Annotated in this window: 30 protein-coding genes and 1 pseudogene; all 31 read right to left on the minus strand. The window is 54.8% G+C overall.

The genetic code is table 11. The annotated features are described in order from the left end of the window. Nucleotides 1–7: 7 nt before the first annotated feature. Nucleotides 8–472, minus strand: coding sequence for a bacterioferritin (gene bfr / locus PseAD21_RS04105; RefSeq protein WP_025109504.1), 465 nt, complete (start codon nucleotides 470–472; stop codon nucleotides 8–10). A 150-nt stretch (nucleotides 473–622) separates the two neighbouring features. Continuing rightward, on the minus strand, nucleotides 623–2,077 hold the full coding sequence (locus tag PseAD21_RS04110; RefSeq protein WP_102354611.1) for a catalase: 1,455 nt from the start codon (nucleotides 2,075–2,077) through the stop codon (nucleotides 623–625). A 240-nt stretch (nucleotides 2,078–2,317) separates the two neighbouring features. After that, nucleotides 2,318–2,704 carry a 50S ribosomal protein L17 gene (gene rplQ / locus PseAD21_RS04115; RefSeq protein ID WP_003176402.1) on the minus strand — a complete coding sequence of 129 codons (387 nt, stop codon included), beginning with the start codon at nucleotides 2,702–2,704 and terminating at the stop codon, nucleotides 2,318–2,320. Between the two features lie 42 nt (nucleotides 2,705–2,746). Continuing rightward, nucleotides 2,747–3,748, minus strand: a complete 1,002-nt coding sequence (rpoA, locus tag PseAD21_RS04120) for a DNA-directed RNA polymerase subunit alpha (protein WP_003186012.1) — start codon at nucleotides 3,746–3,748, stop codon at nucleotides 2,747–2,749. A 22-nt stretch (nucleotides 3,749–3,770) separates the two neighbouring features. After that, nucleotides 3,771–4,391 (minus strand): 30S ribosomal protein S4, encoded by a 621-nt coding sequence (rpsD, locus tag PseAD21_RS04125; protein WP_003176404.1) that lies wholly within the window; start codon nucleotides 4,389–4,391, stop codon nucleotides 3,771–3,773. Nucleotides 4,392–4,409: 18 nt separating this feature from the next. Beyond that, a complete protein-coding gene (gene rpsK, locus PseAD21_RS04130; RefSeq protein ID WP_002555466.1) occupies nucleotides 4,410–4,799 on the minus strand; it encodes a 30S ribosomal protein S11 in 390 nt (129 codons plus the stop codon). Between the two features lie 30 nt (nucleotides 4,800–4,829). Next, a complete protein-coding gene (rpsM, locus tag PseAD21_RS04135; protein WP_008374135.1) occupies nucleotides 4,830–5,186 on the minus strand; it encodes a 30S ribosomal protein S13 in 357 nt (118 codons plus the stop codon). A gap of 130 nt (nucleotides 5,187–5,316) precedes the next feature. Continuing rightward, nucleotides 5,317–5,433: a 50S ribosomal protein L36 gene (gene rpmJ / locus PseAD21_RS04140; protein ID WP_002555468.1), complete on the minus strand. Its 117-nt coding sequence runs from the start codon at nucleotides 5,431–5,433 to the stop codon at nucleotides 5,317–5,319. A gap of 27 nt (nucleotides 5,434–5,460) precedes the next feature. Then, entirely contained in the window at nucleotides 5,461–6,789 is a 1,329-nt protein-coding gene (gene secY / locus PseAD21_RS04145) for a preprotein translocase subunit SecY (RefSeq protein ID WP_003228718.1), read from the minus strand. Continuing rightward, the gene (gene rplO / locus PseAD21_RS04150; protein ID WP_003228720.1) at nucleotides 6,790–7,227 is read right to left on the minus strand and encodes a 50S ribosomal protein L15; all 438 of its coding nucleotides are present in this window, start codon (nucleotides 7,225–7,227) and stop codon (nucleotides 6,790–6,792) included. Nucleotides 7,228–7,230: 3 nt separating this feature from the next. Then, nucleotides 7,231–7,407, minus strand: a complete 177-nt coding sequence (gene rpmD, locus PseAD21_RS04155; RefSeq protein ID WP_003176408.1) for a 50S ribosomal protein L30 — start codon at nucleotides 7,405–7,407, stop codon at nucleotides 7,231–7,233. 2 nt (nucleotides 7,408–7,409) lie between these two features. Then, entirely contained in the window at nucleotides 7,410–7,910 is a 501-nt protein-coding gene (gene rpsE, locus PseAD21_RS04160; RefSeq protein ID WP_003186035.1) for a 30S ribosomal protein S5, read from the minus strand. Between the two features lie 3 nt (nucleotides 7,911–7,913). After that, nucleotides 7,914–8,264 carry a 50S ribosomal protein L18 gene (gene rplR, locus PseAD21_RS04165; protein WP_003186037.1) on the minus strand — a complete coding sequence of 117 codons (351 nt, stop codon included), beginning with the start codon at nucleotides 8,262–8,264 and terminating at the stop codon, nucleotides 7,914–7,916. A 10-nt stretch (nucleotides 8,265–8,274) separates the two neighbouring features. After that, on the minus strand, nucleotides 8,275–8,808 hold the full coding sequence (gene rplF, locus PseAD21_RS04170) for a 50S ribosomal protein L6 (protein ID WP_003176412.1): 534 nt from the start codon (nucleotides 8,806–8,808) through the stop codon (nucleotides 8,275–8,277). 12 nt (nucleotides 8,809–8,820) lie between these two features. After that, a complete protein-coding gene (rpsH, locus tag PseAD21_RS04175) occupies nucleotides 8,821–9,213 on the minus strand; it encodes a 30S ribosomal protein S8 (RefSeq protein WP_007918458.1) in 393 nt (130 codons plus the stop codon). Nucleotides 9,214–9,422: 209 nt separating this feature from the next. After that, nucleotides 9,423–9,728 (minus strand): 30S ribosomal protein S14, encoded by a 306-nt coding sequence (rpsN, locus tag PseAD21_RS04180; protein ID WP_003228726.1) that lies wholly within the window; start codon nucleotides 9,726–9,728, stop codon nucleotides 9,423–9,425. A 13-nt stretch (nucleotides 9,729–9,741) separates the two neighbouring features. Beyond that, on the minus strand, nucleotides 9,742–10,281 hold the full coding sequence (gene rplE / locus PseAD21_RS04185) for a 50S ribosomal protein L5 (protein WP_003210069.1): 540 nt from the start codon (nucleotides 10,279–10,281) through the stop codon (nucleotides 9,742–9,744). A 20-nt stretch (nucleotides 10,282–10,301) separates the two neighbouring features. Continuing rightward, complete coding sequence (gene rplX / locus PseAD21_RS04190; protein ID WP_003186046.1) at nucleotides 10,302–10,616, minus strand: 50S ribosomal protein L24; 315 nt, start codon at nucleotides 10,614–10,616, stop codon at nucleotides 10,302–10,304. An 11-nt stretch (nucleotides 10,617–10,627) separates the two neighbouring features. After that, entirely contained in the window at nucleotides 10,628–10,996 is a 369-nt protein-coding gene (gene rplN, locus PseAD21_RS04195; RefSeq protein ID WP_002555479.1) for a 50S ribosomal protein L14, read from the minus strand. 23 nt (nucleotides 10,997–11,019) lie between these two features. Beyond that, nucleotides 11,020–11,286, minus strand: a complete 267-nt coding sequence (gene rpsQ, locus PseAD21_RS04200; protein ID WP_003194644.1) for a 30S ribosomal protein S17 — start codon at nucleotides 11,284–11,286, stop codon at nucleotides 11,020–11,022. Between the two features lie 2 nt (nucleotides 11,287–11,288). Beyond that, entirely contained in the window at nucleotides 11,289–11,480 is a 192-nt protein-coding gene (rpmC, locus tag PseAD21_RS04205; RefSeq protein ID WP_002555481.1) for a 50S ribosomal protein L29, read from the minus strand. Continuing rightward, on the minus strand, nucleotides 11,480–11,893 hold the full coding sequence (gene rplP, locus PseAD21_RS04210; protein ID WP_003228729.1) for a 50S ribosomal protein L16: 414 nt from the start codon (nucleotides 11,891–11,893) through the stop codon (nucleotides 11,480–11,482). The genes rpmC and rplP overlap by 1 nt, the downstream gene beginning before the upstream one ends. Nucleotides 11,894–11,905: 12 nt before the next feature. Beyond that, a complete protein-coding gene (gene rpsC / locus PseAD21_RS04215) occupies nucleotides 11,906–12,592 on the minus strand; it encodes a 30S ribosomal protein S3 (RefSeq protein WP_003176422.1) in 687 nt (228 codons plus the stop codon). 13 nt (nucleotides 12,593–12,605) lie between these two features. After that, nucleotides 12,606–12,938, minus strand: a complete 333-nt coding sequence (gene rplV, locus PseAD21_RS04220; RefSeq protein ID WP_003103908.1) for a 50S ribosomal protein L22 — start codon at nucleotides 12,936–12,938, stop codon at nucleotides 12,606–12,608. Between the two features lie 11 nt (nucleotides 12,939–12,949). Beyond that, the gene (rpsS, locus tag PseAD21_RS04225; RefSeq protein WP_003228731.1) at nucleotides 12,950–13,225 is read right to left on the minus strand and encodes a 30S ribosomal protein S19; all 276 of its coding nucleotides are present in this window, start codon (nucleotides 13,223–13,225) and stop codon (nucleotides 12,950–12,952) included. A 16-nt stretch (nucleotides 13,226–13,241) separates the two neighbouring features. Beyond that, nucleotides 13,242–14,066 carry a 50S ribosomal protein L2 gene (gene rplB / locus PseAD21_RS04230; protein WP_003228734.1) on the minus strand — a complete coding sequence of 275 codons (825 nt, stop codon included), beginning with the start codon at nucleotides 14,064–14,066 and terminating at the stop codon, nucleotides 13,242–13,244. A 14-nt stretch (nucleotides 14,067–14,080) separates the two neighbouring features. Then, nucleotides 14,081–14,380 (minus strand): 50S ribosomal protein L23, encoded by a 300-nt coding sequence (gene rplW / locus PseAD21_RS04235; RefSeq protein WP_002555488.1) that lies wholly within the window; start codon nucleotides 14,378–14,380, stop codon nucleotides 14,081–14,083. After that, entirely contained in the window at nucleotides 14,377–14,979 is a 603-nt protein-coding gene (gene rplD, locus PseAD21_RS04240; protein WP_003228735.1) for a 50S ribosomal protein L4, read from the minus strand. Before rplD ends, rplW begins: the two co-directional genes overlap by 4 nt. Before the next feature lie 12 nt (nucleotides 14,980–14,991). Beyond that, nucleotides 14,992–15,627 (minus strand): 50S ribosomal protein L3, encoded by a 636-nt coding sequence (gene rplC / locus PseAD21_RS04245; protein WP_102354612.1) that lies wholly within the window; start codon nucleotides 15,625–15,627, stop codon nucleotides 14,992–14,994. Nucleotides 15,628–15,707: 80 nt separating this feature from the next. Next, a complete protein-coding gene (rpsJ, locus tag PseAD21_RS04250) occupies nucleotides 15,708–16,019 on the minus strand; it encodes a 30S ribosomal protein S10 (protein WP_003186070.1) in 312 nt (103 codons plus the stop codon). Between the two features lie 158 nt (nucleotides 16,020–16,177). Next, nucleotides 16,178–16,246, minus strand: a pseudogene (locus PseAD21_RS04255) (elongation factor Tu); the annotation flags it as partial.

Here is a 16,246-nt window from a genome sequence, read left to right on the forward strand (position 1 = left end):
CTGGCAATCAGGTGTGGGATTGCAGGTAATTCTCGAGACCGATGAGTTTGATCAGGCCCAACTGCTTTTCCAGCCAGTAGGTGTGATCTTCTTCGGTGTCGTTGAGTTGAATGCGCAGGATCTCGCGACTGACATAATCCTTGTGCTGCTCGCACAGCTCAATGCCTTTGCACAGTGCGGCGCGGACTTTGTACTCGAGACGCAGATCGGCTTCGAGCATCTCCGGTACGGTGGTGCCGACGTCCAGATCGTCCGGACGCATGCGCGGCGTGCCTTCGAGCATCAGGATCCGACGCATCAGCGCATCGGCGTGGCCGGCCTCTTCTTCCATCTCGTGGTTGATTCGTTCGTAGAGCTTGGTGAAACCCCAGTCCTCATACATCCGCGAGTGCACAAAATATTGGTCACGCGCGGCCAGTTCGCCGGTCAGCAACGTGTTGAGGTAATCGATAACGTCTGGGTGGCCCTGCATCGCCCTACATCTCCCTGCTTGAAAGTCTGTAGTTTGAACCAAGCTGACCCGAAGGTCACCCCGTTTTGCGCAATAAAATCGAAGATATTCGGAGAAAAGCGGCCTAAATAACGCAAAAACCGCCCTAATGAGGGCGGTTCTGCTTCTCGTTTAGACTTCGTTAAGCTGTACGTTGAGCAGCTTTGCGATTGCTTCTCCATACGCCGGATCGGCTTTGTAGAAATGCTGCAACTGACGGTCAACCACATCCGGCGAAACACCGCTCATGGCGCCGGCAATATTGCTGACCAGCAAGGCTTTCTGCTCATCGCTCATCAGACGGAACAGAGCACCAGCGTGACTGTAGTAATCGGTGTCTTCGCGATGATCGTAACGGTCAGCAGCACCGCTCAAGGCCAATGCAGGCTCAGCGTAGTGCGGCGCTTGCTTTGGCGATTCGATGTAGCTGTTCGGCTCGTAGTTTGGTGCAGCGCCACCATTGCTGCCGAAAGCCATCGAGCCATCACGCTGATAGGTGTTCACCGCGCTACGTGGGGCATTCACCGGCAATTGCTGGTGGTTGGTGCCGACACGGTAGCGGTGCGCATCCGCATAGGCGAAGACGCGGCCTTGCAGCATGCGATCCGGCGACAGACCAACACCCGGCACCATGTTGCTCGGGCCAAATGCAGCCTGCTCAACTTCAGCGAAGTAATTCATCGGGTTGCGGTTCAACTCCAACTCACCGACTTCGATCAACGGGAACTCTTTCTGCGACCAGGTCTTGGTCACGTCGAACGGGTTCTCGTAGTGAGCTGCAGCCTGTGCCTCGGTCATGATCTGAATGCACACACGCCATTTCGGGAAGTCACCACGCTCGATGGCCTCGAACAGGTCACGCTGGGCGTAATCCGGATCGGTGCCCGCCAGACGCGCAGCATCGGCCGGCGCCAGGTTCTTGATGCCCTGTTTGGTTTTGTAGTGCCACTTCACCCAGTGGCGCTCACCTTTAGCATTGATCAGGCTATAGGTGTGGCTGCCGAAGCCGTGCATGTGACGGTAGCCGTCGGGAATGCCGCGATCGGAAAACAGAATGGTCACCTGGTGCAGCGCTTCCGGCGAATGCGACCAGAAGTCCCACATCATCTGGGCGCTTTTCAGGTTGCTCTGCGGCAGACGTTTCTGGGTGTGGATAAAGTCGGGAAACTTCAGTGGATCACGAATGAAGAACACTGGGGTGTTGTTACCAACGATGTCCCAGTTGCCTTCCTCGGTGTAGAACTTCAGGGCGAAGCCGCGCGGATCGCGCTCGGTGTCGGCCGAACCACGCTCGCCACCAACGGTGGAGAACCGCAGGAATGTCGGGGTTTGCTTGCCGACAGACTCGAACAATTTGGCGCTGGTGTACTCGGTGATGTCGCGAGTCACGGTGAACGTACCGTAAGCACCCGAACCCTTGGCGTGCACACGACGCTCAGGAATGTTTTCACGGTTGAAGTGGGCAAGCTTCTCGATCAGATGAAAATCGTCGAGCAGCAGCGGGCCACGAGGGCCGGCGGAGCGAGAATTCTGGTTATCCGCGACAGGTGCGCCACTGGCGGTCGTAAGCGTTTTGATCTGGCTCATACGGTCTTCTTCCTCTGTCAGTCTTGAAACTGCCGGCTAATCGGCTTGCTGAGAAGTATTGATCATCAATGTGACACCTACAAATTCATTAACTTGTAGTCATCGATAGATAATTACTAATTATGTTTCCCGGCACATAGTGGCAACAGAACAATGTCAGAAGCTTGTACGAACAGCGCGTTTTCTTACGGGCACAAAAAACCGGGCACTAGGCCCGGTTTTTCGTTTCAGACTGACGTCTTACTCGGCGGATACAGCTTCGCCAGCAGTAGCACGATCAACCAACTCGACGTACGCCATAGGCGCGTTGTCGCCAGCGCGGAAACCGCACTTGAGGATGCGCAGGTAGCCACCCTCACGGGTAGCGTAACGCTTGCCCAGGTCGTTGAAGAGCTTACCAACGATAGCTTTCGAACGAGTACGGTCGAAAGCCAGACGGCGGTTAGCCAGGCTGTCTGTCTTGGCCAGAGTGATCAGCGGCTCGGCAACGCGGCGCAGTTCTTTGGCTTTTGGCAGAGTAGTCTTGATCAGCTCGTGCTCGAACAGCGACACCGCCATGTTCTGGAACATGGCCTTGCGGTGCGAGCTGGTGCGGCTCAGGTGACGCCCACTTTTACGATGACGCATGGTTCATTCCTTACCAAACACTACGTTCGGTGATTACGACGATCAGGCAGTCGCCTTGTCGTCCTTCTTAAGACTTGCAGGCGGCCAGTTGTCGAGGCGCATGCCGAGGGACAGACCGCGGGAGGCCAGAACGTCCTTGATTTCAGTCAAGGATTTCTTGCCCAGGTTCGGAGTCTTCAACAGCTCTACTTCGGTACGCTGAATCAGGTCACCGATGTAGTAGATGTTTTCCGCCTTAAGGCAGTTAGCCGAACGTACAGTCAGTTCCAGATCGTCAACCGGGCGAAGCAGGATCGGATCGATCTCGTCTTCCTGCTCGACAACCACTGGCTCACTGTCACCTTTGAGGTCGACGAACGCAGCCAACTGCTGTTGCAGGATGGTTGCAGCGCGGCGGATAGCCTCTTCAGGATCCAGGGTACCGTTGGTTTCCAGATCAATAACCAGCTTGTCCAGGTTGGTGCGCTGCTCGACACGGGCGTTTTCCACCACGTATGCGATACGGCGAACCGGGCTGAACGAAGAGTCGAGCTGCAAGCGACCAATGCTGCGGCTTTCGTCTTCATCGCTCTGACGCGAGTCGGCTGGTTCATAACCACGACCACGAGCTACGGTGAGCTTCATGTTCAGGGCGCCGTTAGACGCCAGGTTAGCGATTACGTGATCGGGATTAACGATCTCGACATCATGATCCAGCTGAATATCGGCAGCGGTAACCACCCCCGAACCCTTCTTCGACAAGGTCAGCGTAACTTCGTCACGACCGTGCAGCTTGATGGCCAGACCTTTAAGGTTCAACAGGATTTCAATTACGTCTTCCTGTACACCTTCGATGGCGCTGTACTCGTGGAGCACACCGTCAATCTCGGCCTCGACTACTGCGCAGCCGGGCATTGAGGACAACAGGATGCGGCGCAGCGCGTTGCCCAGGGTGTGGCCAAAACCACGCTCGAGAGGCTCGAGAGTGATCTTGGCGCGGGTTGGACTGACAACCTGCACATCAATATGGCGGGGTGTCAGGAACTCATTTACCGAAATCTGCATGGATGCACCTATTTTCTAGCCCTTACTTGGAGTAGAGCTCGACAATCAGGCTTTCGTTGATGTCGGCGGACAGATCACTGCGAGCAGGAACGTTCTTGAAAACGCCCGACTTCTTCTCAGTGTCTACTTCTACCCATTCTACGCGGCCACGTTGGGCACACAGATCGAGAGCTTGGACAATGCGAAGTTGGTTTTTTGCTTTCTCGCGAACTGCAACCACGTCACCAGCACGAACCTGATACGACGGAACGTTTACGGTCTGACCGTTAACGCTGATCGACTTGTGCGATACCAGCTGACGGGATTCGGCACGAGTCGAACCAAAGCCCATACGGTATACAACGTTGTCCAGACGGCATTCGAGCAGTTGCAGCAGGTTTTCACCGGTTGCACCTTTCTTGCCAGCAGCTTCTTTGTAGTAGCCGCTGAACTGACGCTCGAGAACGCCGTAGATACGACGGACCTTCTGCTTTTCACGCAGTTGGGTGCCGTAGTCGGACTGGCGACCGCGGCGTTGGCCGTGGATACCAGGTGCTGCTTCAATGTTGCACTTCGATTCGATCGCGCGCACGCCGCTCTTCAGGAAGAGATCGGTGCCTTCGCGACGAGCGAGTTTGCATTTTGGACCAATGTAACGAGCCATTCTTTACAATCTCCTGGATTACACGCGGCGCTTCTTCGGCGGACGGCACCCGTTGTGCGGGATTGGCGTCACGTCGGTGATGCTGGCGATCTTGTAGCCACAGCCGTTCAAAGCGCGGACTGCGGATTCACGACCTGGACCTGGGCCCTTGACGTTAACATCAAGGTTTTTCAGGCCGTATTCCAGCGCAGCTTGACCAGCACGTTCAGCAGCTACTTGAGCAGCAAACGGGGTGGACTTGCGGGAACCGCGGAAACCCGAACCACCGGAGGTAGCCCAGGAAAGAGCGTTACCTTGACGGTCGGTAATGGTCACGATGGTGTTGTTAAAAGAAGCATGGATGTGGGCGATGCCATCAACCACTGTCTTTTTAACTTTTTTACGAGGACGAGCAGCAGGTTTTGCCATGATTAAATTCCTGTCGATTCGCTGGGGCGATTACTTGCGGATCGGCTTACGCGGACCTTTACGGGTACGCGCGTTGGTCTTGGTACGCTGACCGCGCACTGGAAGACCGCGACGATGACGCAGACCGCGATAGCAACCGAGGTCCATCAAGCGCTTGATTTTCATGTTGATTTCGCGACGCAGGTCACCTTCAGTGGTGAACTTCGCCACTTCGCCACGCAGCTGTTCAATTTGCTCGTCGCTCAGATCTTTGATCTTTGCTGCTGGGTTTACCCCAGTGTCTGCACAGATTTTCTGTGCAGTAGTGCGACCGACACCATAGATGTAGGTCAGCGAGATAACAGTATGCTTGTTATCTGGAATGTTAACGCCTGCAATACGGGCCATTCAGTGGGACTCCAATTGACAGCTACCTACGCCCCGGAAGCCAAGAAATAGGGCGCGAGATAATATCGCTGTAATAACAAATAATCAACCCGGCAGCGCACTAGCTGCCGGGCTTGAAGCACAATCACACTCAGCCTTGGCGCTGTTTGTGACGCGGTTCCGCGCTGCAAATTACTCGAACAACACCTTCGCGGCGAATAATCTTGCAGTTACGGCACAGCTTTTTCACCGATGCACGAACTTTCATCACCAACTCCTCGAACCTTATGGGTACTCAGCGCAACATGCCGCTGCCGTAACCCTTCAGGTTGGCTTTCTTCATCAGGGATTCGTACTGGTGCGAAACGAGGTGCGATTGTACTTGGGACATGAAGTCCATCACAACCACGACCACGATCAGCAACGAGGTCCCGCCAAGGTAGAACGGAACGTTTGCTGCAACCACCAGGAACTGGGGCAACAAGCACACGGCCGTCATGTAAAGAGCACCGAACATGGTCAAGCGAGTCAGAACGCCATCAATGTAGCGCGCAGACTGCTCACCTGGACGGATGCCCGGAATAAAGGCACCGGACTTCTTCAGGTTTTCCGCTACGTCTTTCGGATTGAACATCAACGCCGTATAGAAGAAGCAGAAGAAAATAATCCCTGCACTAAACAGCAGAATATTCAACGGCTGACCAGGAGCGATCGACTGCGAGATGTCCTGCAACCAGCCCATACCTTCAGACTGACCAAACCAGGCACCCAGCGAAGCCGGGAACAGCAAAATGCTGCTCGCGAAAATAGCCGGAATAACACCGGCCATGTTCACCTTCAGCGGCAAGTGGCTCGTCTGCGCAGCAAAAACCTTGCGGCCCTGCTGACGCTTGGCGTAGTGAACAGCAATACGACGCTGACCACGCTCAATGAACACCACAAAACCGATAATCGCTACTGCCAGCAAACCGATGGCAACCAAGGCGAAAATATTGATATCACCCTGACGTGCAGACTCGAAAGACTGCCCGATCGCTCTCGGAAGACCGGCGACGATACCCGAAAAAATCAACATCGAGATACCGTTGCCTACACCACGCTCAGTAATCTGCTCCCCCAGCCACATCATGAACATCGCACCAGCCACAAACGTGGATACCGCGACGAAATGGAAGCCAAAGTCACCAGTGAACGCAACGCCCTGCCCCGCCAGACCAATGGACATGCCAATAGCCTGAACGAGAGCGAGAACGACGGTGCCGTAGCGGGTGTACTGGCTGATCTTGCGACGGCCAGCTTCACCTTCCTTCTTCAACTGCTCCAACTGCGGGCTGACGGCGGTCATCAGTTGCATGATGATCGATGCCGAAATGTACGGCATGATCCCCAGTGCAAAGATGCTCATCCGCTCCAGCGCGCCGCCGGAGAACATGTTGAACAAGCTAAGAATGGTCCCCTCATTCTGTCGAAACAGGTCTGCGAGTCGGTCCGGGTTGATACCTGGAACCGGGATGTGTGCGCCTATTCGGTAGACGATAATCGCCAGGAATAGAAAACGCAGACGAGCCCAGAGTTCAGACATACCGCCTTTGCCGAGCGCAGAGAGAGCACCTTGCTTAGCCATTTATTCCTCGAACTTGCCGCCAGCTGCTTCGATAGCCGCACGCGCACCTTTGGTGGCGCCGATTCCCTTGCCGATAGTGACAGCGCGAGTCACTTCACCGGACAGCATGATTTTCACACGCTGTACGTTGACGTTGATCACGTTGGCATCTTTCAGGGACTGCACGGTGACGATGTCGCCTTCCACTTTAGCCAGCTCGGACAGACGCACTTCTGCGCGATCCATGGCTTTCAGGGAAACGAAACCGAACTTCGGCAGACGACGATGCAGCGGCTGTTGACCGCCTTCAAAGCCTGGAGCAATGGTGCCACCGGAACGGGAGGTTTGACCTTTGTGGCCACGGCCACCAGTCTTACCCAAACCGCTACCGATACCACGGCCCGGACGATGCTTTTCGCGACGGGAACCCGGCGCTGGACTCAGATCATTGAGTTTCATCGATTAACCCTCGACACGCAGCATGTAGTAGGCCTTGTTGATCATCCCGCGATTCTCGGGAGTATCCTGGACTTCTACAGTGTGACCGATGCGACGCAGACCCAGACCCTTAACGCACAGTTTGTGGTTAGGGATGCGGCCGGTCATGCTTTTGATCAGCGTTACTTTAACGGTAGCCATGATCAGAAGATCTCCTTGACGCTTTTGCCACGCTTGGCGGCAATGGATTCAGGAGACTGCATAGCTTTCAAACCTTTGAAAGTGGCGTGAACCACGTTTACCGGGTTAGTCGAGCCGTAGCACTTGGCCAGAACGTTCTGAACGCCAGCAACTTCGAGGACAGCACGCATAGCGCCGCCAGCGATGATACCGGTACCTTCAGAAGCAGGCTGCATGTACACCTTCGAAGCGCCGTGAGCGGACTTCATTGCGTACTGCAGAGTGGTGCCGTTCAGGTCAACTTGGATCATGTTACGGCGAGCAGCTTCCATTGCCTTCTGGATCGCAGCAGGCACTTCACGCGACTTGCCACGGCCGAAGCCAACACGCCCTTTACCATCACCTACCACGGTCAACGCGGTGAAAGTGAAGATACGGCCGCCTTTAACGGTTTTGGCTACGCGGTTAACTTGAACCAGCTTCTCAATGTAGCCTTCGTCGCGCTTTTGGTCGTTATTTGACATAACTTAGAACTCCAGCCCAGCTTCACGAGCAGCATCAGCCAGCGCTTTAACGCGGCCGTGGTACTTGAAGCCAGAGCGGTCGAAAGCCACTTGCGAGACGCCAGCGGCCTTAGCACGCGTAGCGACCAGCTGGCCAACCTTTGTGGCCGCGTCGATGTTGCCAGTGGCACCATCACGCAGTTCTTTATCCAAAGTCGAGGCGCTTGCCAGGACTTTGTTGCCGTCGGCCGAGATGACCTGGGCGTAGATGTGCTGCGACGAGCGGAACACGCAGAGACGCACGACTTCTAGTTCGTGCATTTTCAGGCGTGCTTTGCGAGCGCGACGCAGTCGAGTAACTTTTTTGTCGGTCATTTGCTATGCCCTACTTCTTCTTGGCTTCTTTACGACGGACGACTTCGTCCGCGTAGCGCACACCTTTGCCTTTGTACGGCTCTGGTGGACGGAAGTCGCGGATCTCAGCGGCCACTTGACCTACCAGCTGCTTGTCGATGCCCTTGATCAGGATATCGGTCTGGCTAGGAGTCTCAGCGGTGATGCCTTCCGGCAGTTCGTAATCCACTGGGTGCGAGAAGCCAAGGGCCAGGTTCAAAACCGTGCCTTTTGCTTGCGCCTTGTAACCAACACCGACCAGCTGGAGCTTACGCTCGAAGCCTTGGCTTACGCCTTGGACCATGTTGTTTACCAACGCACGCGTGGTACCGGCCATTGCGCGAGTTTGTTGATCGCCATTGCGAGCAGCGAAACGCAGCTCACCAGCTTCTTCAACGATCTCAACGGACGAATGGATGTTCAGTTCAAGAGTACCCTTGGCACCCTTCACCGAAAGCTGTTGGCCTGCGAATTTTACTTCGACACCGGCTGGCAGCTTAACGGGGTTCTTAGCGACGCGAGACATGCTTATCCCCCCTTAGAACACAGTGCAAAGAACTTCGCCGCCGACACCGGCAGCGCGCGCAGCACGATCCGTCATCACACCTTTGTTGGTGGAGACGATAGACACGCCAAGACCGCCACGAACTTTCGGCAGATCTTCAACGGACTTGTACTGACGCAGGCCTGGACGACTAACGCGCTTCACTTCTTCGATAACCGGACGGCCTTCGAAGTACTTCAGCTCGATGGACAACGACGGCTTAGCGTCGGTGGTGATCTGAAAATCCGCGATGTAACCTTCGTCCTTCAGGACTTTTGCTACAGCCACCTTCAGCGTGGAAGACGGCATGCTTACGACAGACTTTTCAGCCATCTGGGCATTACGGATTCGAGTTAGCATGTCCGCTAACGGGTCCTGCATACTCATGGGCTAGACGCTCCTAATACAGAAAAATTAGCCTTACGGCTACTACTTGTCGCCGAGAAACTCCGGGCATGAAAAACACGGGCTCAGGCGAGCCGGTCATTCTAGACATACCCCAGAAATGAATCAAGCCCCAAAAGGGGCTTGATTCAGATTCAAGGCCACCGATGGTCAGGTTCTTGCGAACCCGAACATCGAGACTTTGACAGCGATTACCAGCTGGCTTTAACCAGACCTGGAACGTCACCACGCATTGCCGCTTCACGCAGTTTGTTACGGCCCAGGCCGAACTTGCGGTAAACGCCGTGCGGACGACCAGTCAGGCGGCAACGGTTACGCATGCGCGAAGCGCTTGCGTCACGTGGTTGCTTCTGCAGAGCTACGGTAGCTTCCCAACGCGCTTCTGGACTTGCGTTCAGATCGACGATGATAGCTTTCAGCGCTGCACGCTTGGTGGCGTACTTGGCAACAGTGAGCTGACGCTTCAGCTCACGGTTTTTCATGCTCTTCTTGGCCATTTTCCTACTCCAATCAGTTGCGGAACGGGAATTTGAAAGCACGCAGCAGAGCGCGGCCTTCATCATCGTTCTTGGCAGTGGTGGTCAGGGTAATGTCCAGACCGCGGAGAGCATCGATCTTGTCGTAGTCGATTTCCGGGAAAATGATCTGCTCTTTCACGCCCATGCTGTAGTTGCCACGACCATCGAAGGACTTGGCATTCAGGCCGCGGAAGTCGCGAACCCGAGGCAGGGAGATCGACAGCAGACGATCCAGGAACTCGTACATACGCTCACGGCGCAGAGTCACTTTGACGCCGATCGGCCATCCTTCACGGACTTTAAAGCCAGCGATGGATTTACGAGCGTAGGTCACAACGACTTTTTGGCCGGTGATCTTTTCCAGGTCAGCAACAGCGTGCTCGATGACTTTTTTGTCGCCGATCGCTTCGCCCAGACCCATGTTCAGGGTGATTTTGGTAACGCGCGGAACTTCCATCACGTTCGAAAGCTTAAGTTCTTCCTTAAGTTTCGGAGCGATTTCCTTCCGGTAAATCTCTTTTAGTCGTGCCATGGTCTTCTACCTAGCAGTGTTCAAGCATCAACCGCTTTTTGGGTCGACTTGAAGACACGAATTTTCTTACCGTCTTCTACTTTGAAACCAACGCGGTCAGCCTTGTTGGTTTCGCCGTTGAAGATGGCGACGTTGGAAGCGTGCAGTGGCGCTTCTTTCTCGACGATACCGCCCTGTACGCCCGACATCGGGTTAGGCTTGGTATGACGCTTGACCAGGTTCAGACCACCAACAACCAGACGGTTGTCAGCAAGAACCTTCAGCACCTTACCGCGCTTACCTTTGTCTTTGCCGGCGATCACGATGATCTCGTCGTCACGACGAATCTTTTGCATGTCGGATCTCCTTACAGCACTTCTGGGGCGAGCGAGACGATCTTCATGAACTTCTCAGTACGAAGTTCACGGGTCACTGGCCCAAAGATACGGGTGCCGATCGGCTCTTGCTTGTTGTTCAGAAGAACAGCAGCGTTGCCATCAAAGCGGATAATGGAGCCATCAGCACGACGTACGCCGTGACGAGTGCGGACTACAACAGCAGTCATCACTTGGCCTTTTTTCACTTTACCGCGAGGAATTGCTTCCTTCACGGTAACTTTGATGATGTCACCGATACCAGCGTAACGACGATGGGAGCCACCCAGCACCTTGATGCACATAACGCGGCGAGCGCCGCTGTTATCGGCCACATCGAGCATGGATTGAGTCTGAATCATATAATTTCTCCGACCCCTAGCCCTTAGACTTCCACAGCGCGTTCGAGAACATCAACCAGTGCCCAAGACTTGGTCTTGGCCATCGGACGAGTTTCACGAATAGTGACTTTGTCGCCGATGTGGCACTGATTGGTTTCGTCGTGCGCGTGCAGCTTAGTCGAACGCTTAACGTATTTACCGTAGATCGGGTGCTTAACGCGACGCTCGATCAGAACGGTGATGGTTTTGTCCATCTTGTCGCTGACAACACGGCCAGTCAGCGTACGGACAGTTTTTTCGGCTTCAGCCATGATCACTTACCTGCCTGCTGGTTGAGCACAGTCTTCACGCGAGCGATGTCACGCTTAACTTGCGAGAGCAGATGAGACTGCCCCAACTGGCCAGTTGCTTTCTGCATGCGCAGATTGAACTGGTCGCGCAGCAAGCCGAGCAGTTGCTCGTTCAGCTGCTGTGCGGATTTTTCACGAAGTTCATTCGCTTTCATCACATCACCGTCCGTTTAACAAAGGAGGTGGCGAGCGGCAGCTTTGCAGCAGCCAGGGCGAAAGCCTCACGCGCCAGCTCTTCAGAAACACCCTCGATTTCATACAGGACTTTGCCTGGCTGAATCTGGGCAACCCAGTACTCCACGTTACCCTTACCTTTACCCATACGAACCTCGAGAGGTTTTTTGGAGATCGGCTTGTCCGGGAATACACGGATCCAGATCTTGCCGCCACGTTTTACGTGACGGGTCAGAGCACGACGCGCTGACTCGATCTGACGAGCGGTGAGACGACCACGAGCAACAGACTTCAGCGCGAACTCGCCGAAGCTGACTTTGCTACCGCGCAGTGCCAGACCACGGTTGTGGCCGGTCATCTGCTTGCGGAACTTCGTACGCTTTGGTTGCAACATTTGGCGTACCCCTTACTTAGCAGCTTTTTTACGAGGCGCTGGTGCTTGTGGCTTCAGCTCTTCTTGGCGACCACCAATTACTTCGCCTTTGAAGATCCAAACCTTTACACCGATCACACCATAAGTGGTGTGAGCTTCGTAGTTGGCATAGTCGATGTCGGCACGCAGGGTGTGCAGTGGCACACGACCTTCGCGATACCATTCAGTACGTGCGATTTCAGCACCGCCGAGACGACCGCTCACTTGGATTTTGATGCCTTTGGCACCAATGCGCATGGCGTTCTGTACTGCGCGCTTCATAGCGCGACGGAACATTACACGACGCTCCAGCTGCTGAGCTACGCTCTGCGCAACCAGCATACCGTCGAGCTCCGGCTTGCGGATCTCTTCGATATTGATGTGCACAGGCACACCCATTTGCTTGGTCAGGTCCTGACGCAGTTTCTCAACATCTTCACCTTTCTTCCCGATAACGATACCTGGACGAGCGGTGTGGATGGTGATGCGTGCAGTTTGGGCCGGACGATGGATATCGATACGGCTTACGGACGCGCTTTTTAGTTTGTCTTGGAGATACTCACGCACTTTCAGATCTGCGAACAAGTAGTCCGCATAAGTCCGACCGTCTGCGTACCAGACGGAGGTGTGCTCCTTGACGATTCCCAGGCGAATGCCAATGGGATGTACTTTCTGACCCATCTCTTCGACTCCGTTACTTGTCAGCAACCTTGACAGTGATATGGCAAGACCGCTTGACGATGCGATCAGCACGGCCTTTGGCTCGTGGCATGATGCGCTTCAGCGAACGCCCTTCGTTGACGAAAACGGTGCTGACCTTCAGGTCATCAACGTCTGCGCCTTCGTTATGCTCGGCGTTGGCTACGGCCGACTCCAGCACTTTCTTCATGATCTCGGCGGCTTTCTTACTGCTGAAAGCCAACAGGTTGAGCGCTTCGCCCACCTTCTTCCCGCGGATCTGGTCGGCGACCAAGCGGGCTTTCTGGGCGGAGATTCGAGCGCCCGACAACTTAGCGGCTACTTCCATTTCCTTACCCCTTAACGCTTGGCTTTCTTGTCAGCCACGTGCCCACGATAAGTGCGGGTACCGGCGAACTCGCCCAGTTTATGGCCAACCATGTCTTCGTTCACGAGAACTGGGACGTGCTGACGGCCGTTGTGTACTGCGATGGTCAGACCGACCATTTGTGGCAGGATCATCGAACGACGCGACCAAGTCTTAATTGGTTTGCGATCGTTCTTTTCCGCCGCCACTTCGATCTTCTTCAGTAGGTGAAGATCAATAAAAGGACCTTTTTTCAGAGAACGTGGCACTGTCGTATCCCTCTATTTACTTGCGACGACGGACGATCATTTTGTCGGTACGCTTATTACCACGAGTCTTCGCGCCCTTAGTCGGGAAGCCCCATGGCGATACCGGATGACGACCACCAGAGGTACGACCTTCACCACCACCATGTGGGTGGTCAACCGGGTTCATGGCAACACCACGAACGGTTGGGCGAACGCCACGCCAGCGCTTGGCACCAGCTTTACCCAGCGAACGCAGGCTGTGCTCGGAGTTCGAGACTTCGCCCAGGGTCGCACGGCATTCAGCCAGGACTTTACGCATTTCACCGGAACGCAGACGCAGGGTCACGTACACACCTTCACGAGCGATCAGCTGAGCCGAAGCACCAGCAGAACGAGCGATCTGTGCGCCTTTACCTGGCTTCAGTTCGATGCCGTGTACGGTAGAACCGACTGGAATGTTGCGCAGTTGCAGAGCGTTACCTGGCTTGATTGGAGCCAGAGCGCCTGCGATCAGCTGGTCGCCAGCACTCACGCCTTTAGGGGCGATGATGTAGCGGCGCTCGCCGTCTGCGTAGCAGAGCAGTGCGATGTGAGCAGTACGGTTTGGATCGTATTCGATACGCTCGACAGTGGCGACGATGCCATCTTTGTCGTTGCGACGGAAATCGACCATACGGTAATGCTGCTTATGACCACCACCGATGTGACGAGTGGTAATACGGCCATTGTTGTTACGACCACCAGTCTTCGATTTTTTCTCGAGCAGCGGTGCGTGAGGAGCGCCTTTATGCAGCTCCTGGTTGACCACCTTGACCACAAAACGGCGGCCAGGGGAAGTCGGTTTGCATTTAACGATTGCCATGATGCACCCCTTCCTTACTCAGCACTGCTGCTGAAATCGAGATCTTGGCCTGGCTGAAGGGAGATAACTGCCTTCTTCCAGTCATTACGCTTGCCCAGACCGCGAGCAGTGCGCTTGCTCTTACCCAGAACGTTCAGGGTAGTGACGCGCTCTACTTTCACGCTGAACAGGCTTTCGACGGCCTTCTTGATTTCCAGCTTGGTTGCGTCAGTAGCAACCTTGAAAACGAACTGGCCTTTCTTGTCTGCCAGAACCGTAGCCTTCTCGGAAACGTGCGGGCCAAGCAGAACTTTAAATACGCGTTCCTGGTTCATCCCAGCAGCTCCTCGAATTTCTTCACGGCCGACACGGTGATCAACACCTTGTCGTATGCGATCAGACTAACTGGATCGGAACCTTGCACATCACGTACATCTACGTGTGGCAGGTTACGAGCAGCCAGGTACAGGTTCTGATCAACAGCGTCCGACACGATCAGAACGTCGGTCAGGCTCATGTTGTTCAGCTTGCCCAGCAGATCTTTGGTTTTCGGAGTTTCAACAGCGAAATCCTGAACCACGACCAGACGATCAGTACGCACCAGCTCAGCAAGGATGGAACGCATTGCTGCGCGATACATCTTCTTGTTCAGCTTCTGGGAGTGATCCTGTGGACGAGCTGCGAAAGTGGTACCACCGCCACGCCAGATTGGGCTACGGATAGTACCGGCACGAGCACGGCCAGTACCTTTCTGACGCCATGGGCGCTTGCCGCCACCACGAACGTCGGAACGGGTCTTTTGCTGCTTGCTACCCTGACGGCCGCCGGCCATGTAGGCCACGACTGCTTGGTGAACCAGCGTCTCGTTGAACTCGCCGCCAAATGTCAGTTCGGAAACTTCGATCGCTTGAGCGTCATTTACATTTAATTGCATGTCAGCTTCCCCTTAACCGCGAGCCTTGGCTGCTGGACGTACAACCAGGTTGCCGCCAGTAGCGCCAGGAACAGCGCCCTTGACCAACAACAGATTGCGTTCAGCGTCCACGCGCACTACTTCCAGGGACTGCACGGTCACGCGCTCAGCGCCCATATGACCGGACATTTTTTTGCCCTTGAATACACGACCAGGAGTCTGGCACTGGCCGATAGAGCCTGGGACGCGGTGGGATACGGAGTTACCGTGGGTGTTATCTTGCCCGCGGAAATTCCAACGCTTGATCGTACCCTGGAAGCCTTTACCTTTGGACTGACCGGTTACATCAACCAGTTGACCAGCGGCGAAGATTTCAGCGTTGATCAGATCGCCAGCTTGGTACTCGCCTTCTTCAAGACGGAATTCCATGATGGTGCGACCAGCGGCTACGTTCGCCTTGGCGAAGTGGCCAGCTTGAGCTGCTGTTACACGCGAAGCGCGACGCTCGCCGACAGTGACTTGCACTGCACGATAGCCATCGGTCTCTTCAGTTTTGAACTGGGTGACGCGATTCGGTTCGATCTCAATGACCGTGACCGGAATGGAGACACCTTCTTCGGTGAAAATACGGGTCATACCGCATTTACGACCGACTACACCAATAGTCATGTTGTAAACCTCATGAGTGTACGGGGCTTTCACCCGCTATGGCCGCCCATTTCAGAGCGTTACACGACTAAGACCGAGTCTTAGCCGAGGCTGATCTGCACTTCCACACCGGCCGCAAGATCAAGCTTCATAAGAGCATCAACGGTTTTATCCGTTGGCTGGACGATGTCCAGAACGCGCTTATGAGTGCGGATTTCGTACTGGTCGCGCGCGTCTTTGTTGACGTGCGGGGAAACCAGAACGGTGAACCGCTCTTTACGGGTAGGCAGTGGAATTGGACCACGCACTTGAGCACCAGTACGTTTCGCGGTTTCCACGATTTCCTGGGTTGATTGGTCGATCAGGCGATGGTCGAAAGCCTTCAACCTGATACGGATTTGCTGATTTTGCATTGGATTTCAGACTCCGGCTGCTATTCCCACCGGGCGCAATACGCCCGTTAAAAGGAGGCGCAATTCTATAGACGCCCCAGATAGGTGTCAACCCAATAAAAAAGCCCCCGCTAAGCGGGGGCTTTTTCAATTCATCAAGCAGACTCTATAAAAAAGAATTACTCGATGATTTTTGCTACGACACCAGCGCCGACGGTACGACCGCCTTCACGGATAGCGAAACGCAG

It is taken from the genome of Pseudomonas sp. AD21, from assembly GCF_002878485.1.
Classification (GTDB): Bacteria; Pseudomonadota; Gammaproteobacteria; order Pseudomonadales; family Pseudomonadaceae; genus Aquipseudomonas.

Bases quoted from the DNA above. Each gene is read 5' to 3' on its own strand.
- bfr (WP_025109504.1), bottom strand. From the start codon at position 472: ATGCAGGGCCACCCAGACGTTATCGATTACCTCAACACGTTGCTGACC.
- PseAD21_RS04110 (WP_102354611.1), bottom strand. From the start codon at position 2,077: ATGAGCCAGATCAAAACGCTTACGACCGCCAGTGGCGCACCTGTCGCG.
- rplQ (WP_003176402.1), bottom strand. From the start codon at position 2,704: ATGCGTCATCGTAAAAGTGGGCGTCACCTGAGCCGCACCAGCTCGCAC.
- rpoA (WP_003186012.1), bottom strand. From the start codon at position 3,748: ATGCAGATTTCGGTAAATGAGTTCCTGACACCCCGCCATATTGATGTG.
- rpsD (WP_003176404.1), bottom strand. From the start codon at position 4,391: ATGGCTCGTTACATTGGTCCAAAATGCAAACTCGCTCGTCGCGAAGGC.
- rpsK (WP_002555466.1), bottom strand. From the start codon at position 4,799: ATGGCAAAACCTGCTGCTCGTCCTCGTAAAAAAGTTAAAAAGACAGTG.
- rpsM (WP_008374135.1), bottom strand. From the start codon at position 5,186: ATGGCCCGTATTGCAGGCGTTAACATTCCAGATAACAAGCATACTGTT.
- rpmJ (WP_002555468.1), bottom strand. From the start codon at position 5,433: ATGAAAGTTCGTGCATCGGTGAAAAAGCTGTGCCGTAACTGCAAGATT.
- secY (WP_003228718.1), bottom strand. From the start codon at position 6,789: ATGGCTAAGCAAGGTGCTCTCTCTGCGCTCGGCAAAGGCGGTATGTCT.
- rplO (WP_003228720.1), bottom strand. From the start codon at position 7,227: ATGAAACTCAATGATCTGAGTCCAGCGCCGGGTTCCCGTCGCGAAAAG.
- rpmD (WP_003176408.1), bottom strand. From the start codon at position 7,407: ATGGCTACCGTTAAAGTAACGCTGATCAAAAGCATGACCGGCCGCATC.
- rpsE (WP_003186035.1), bottom strand. From the start codon at position 7,910: ATGTCAAATAACGACCAAAAGCGCGACGAAGGCTACATTGAGAAGCTG.
- rplR (WP_003186037.1), bottom strand. From the start codon at position 8,264: ATGACCGACAAAAAAGTTACTCGACTGCGTCGCGCTCGCAAAGCACGC.
- rplF (WP_003176412.1), bottom strand. From the start codon at position 8,808: ATGTCTCGCGTCGCTAAGAACCCCGTTAAGCTGCCAGCCGGTGTCGAA.
- rpsH (WP_007918458.1), bottom strand. From the start codon at position 9,213: ATGAGTATGCAGGACCCGTTAGCGGACATGCTAACTCGAATCCGTAAT.
- rpsN (WP_003228726.1), bottom strand. From the start codon at position 9,728: ATGGCCAAGAAGAGCATGAAAAACCGTGAGCTGAAGCGTCAGCTCACT.
- rplE (WP_003210069.1), bottom strand. From the start codon at position 10,281: ATGGCACGACTAAAAGAGATTTACCGGAAGGAAATCGCTCCGAAACTT.
- rplX (WP_003186046.1), bottom strand. From the start codon at position 10,616: ATGCAAAAGATTCGTCGTGACGACGAGATCATCGTGATCGCCGGCAAA.
- rplN (WP_002555479.1), bottom strand. From the start codon at position 10,996: ATGATTCAGACTCAATCCATGCTCGATGTGGCCGATAACAGCGGCGCT.
- rpsQ (WP_003194644.1), bottom strand. From the start codon at position 11,286: ATGGCTGAAGCCGAAAAAACTGTCCGTACGCTGACTGGCCGTGTTGTC.
- rpmC (WP_002555481.1), bottom strand. From the start codon at position 11,480: ATGAAAGCGAATGAACTTCGTGAAAAATCCGCACAGCAGCTGAACGAG.
- rplP (WP_003228729.1), bottom strand. From the start codon at position 11,893: ATGTTGCAACCAAAGCGTACGAAGTTCCGCAAGCAGATGACCGGCCAC.
- rpsC (WP_003176422.1), bottom strand. From the start codon at position 12,592: ATGGGTCAGAAAGTACATCCCATTGGCATTCGCCTGGGAATCGTCAAG.
- rplV (WP_003103908.1), bottom strand. From the start codon at position 12,938: ATGGAAGTAGCCGCTAAGTTGTCGGGCGCTCGAATCTCCGCCCAGAAA.
- rplB (WP_003228734.1), bottom strand. From the start codon at position 14,066: ATGGCAATCGTTAAATGCAAACCGACTTCCCCTGGCCGCCGTTTTGTG.
- rplW (WP_002555488.1), bottom strand. From the start codon at position 14,380: ATGAACCAGGAACGCGTATTTAAAGTTCTGCTTGGCCCGCACGTTTCC.
- rplD (WP_003228735.1), bottom strand. From the start codon at position 14,979: ATGCAATTAAATGTAAATGACGCTCAAGCGATCGAAGTTTCCGAACTG.
- rplC (WP_102354612.1), bottom strand. From the start codon at position 15,627: ATGACTATTGGTGTAGTCGGTCGTAAATGCGGTATGACCCGTATTTTC.
- rpsJ (WP_003186070.1), bottom strand. From the start codon at position 16,019: ATGCAAAATCAGCAAATCCGTATCAGGTTGAAGGCTTTCGACCATCGC.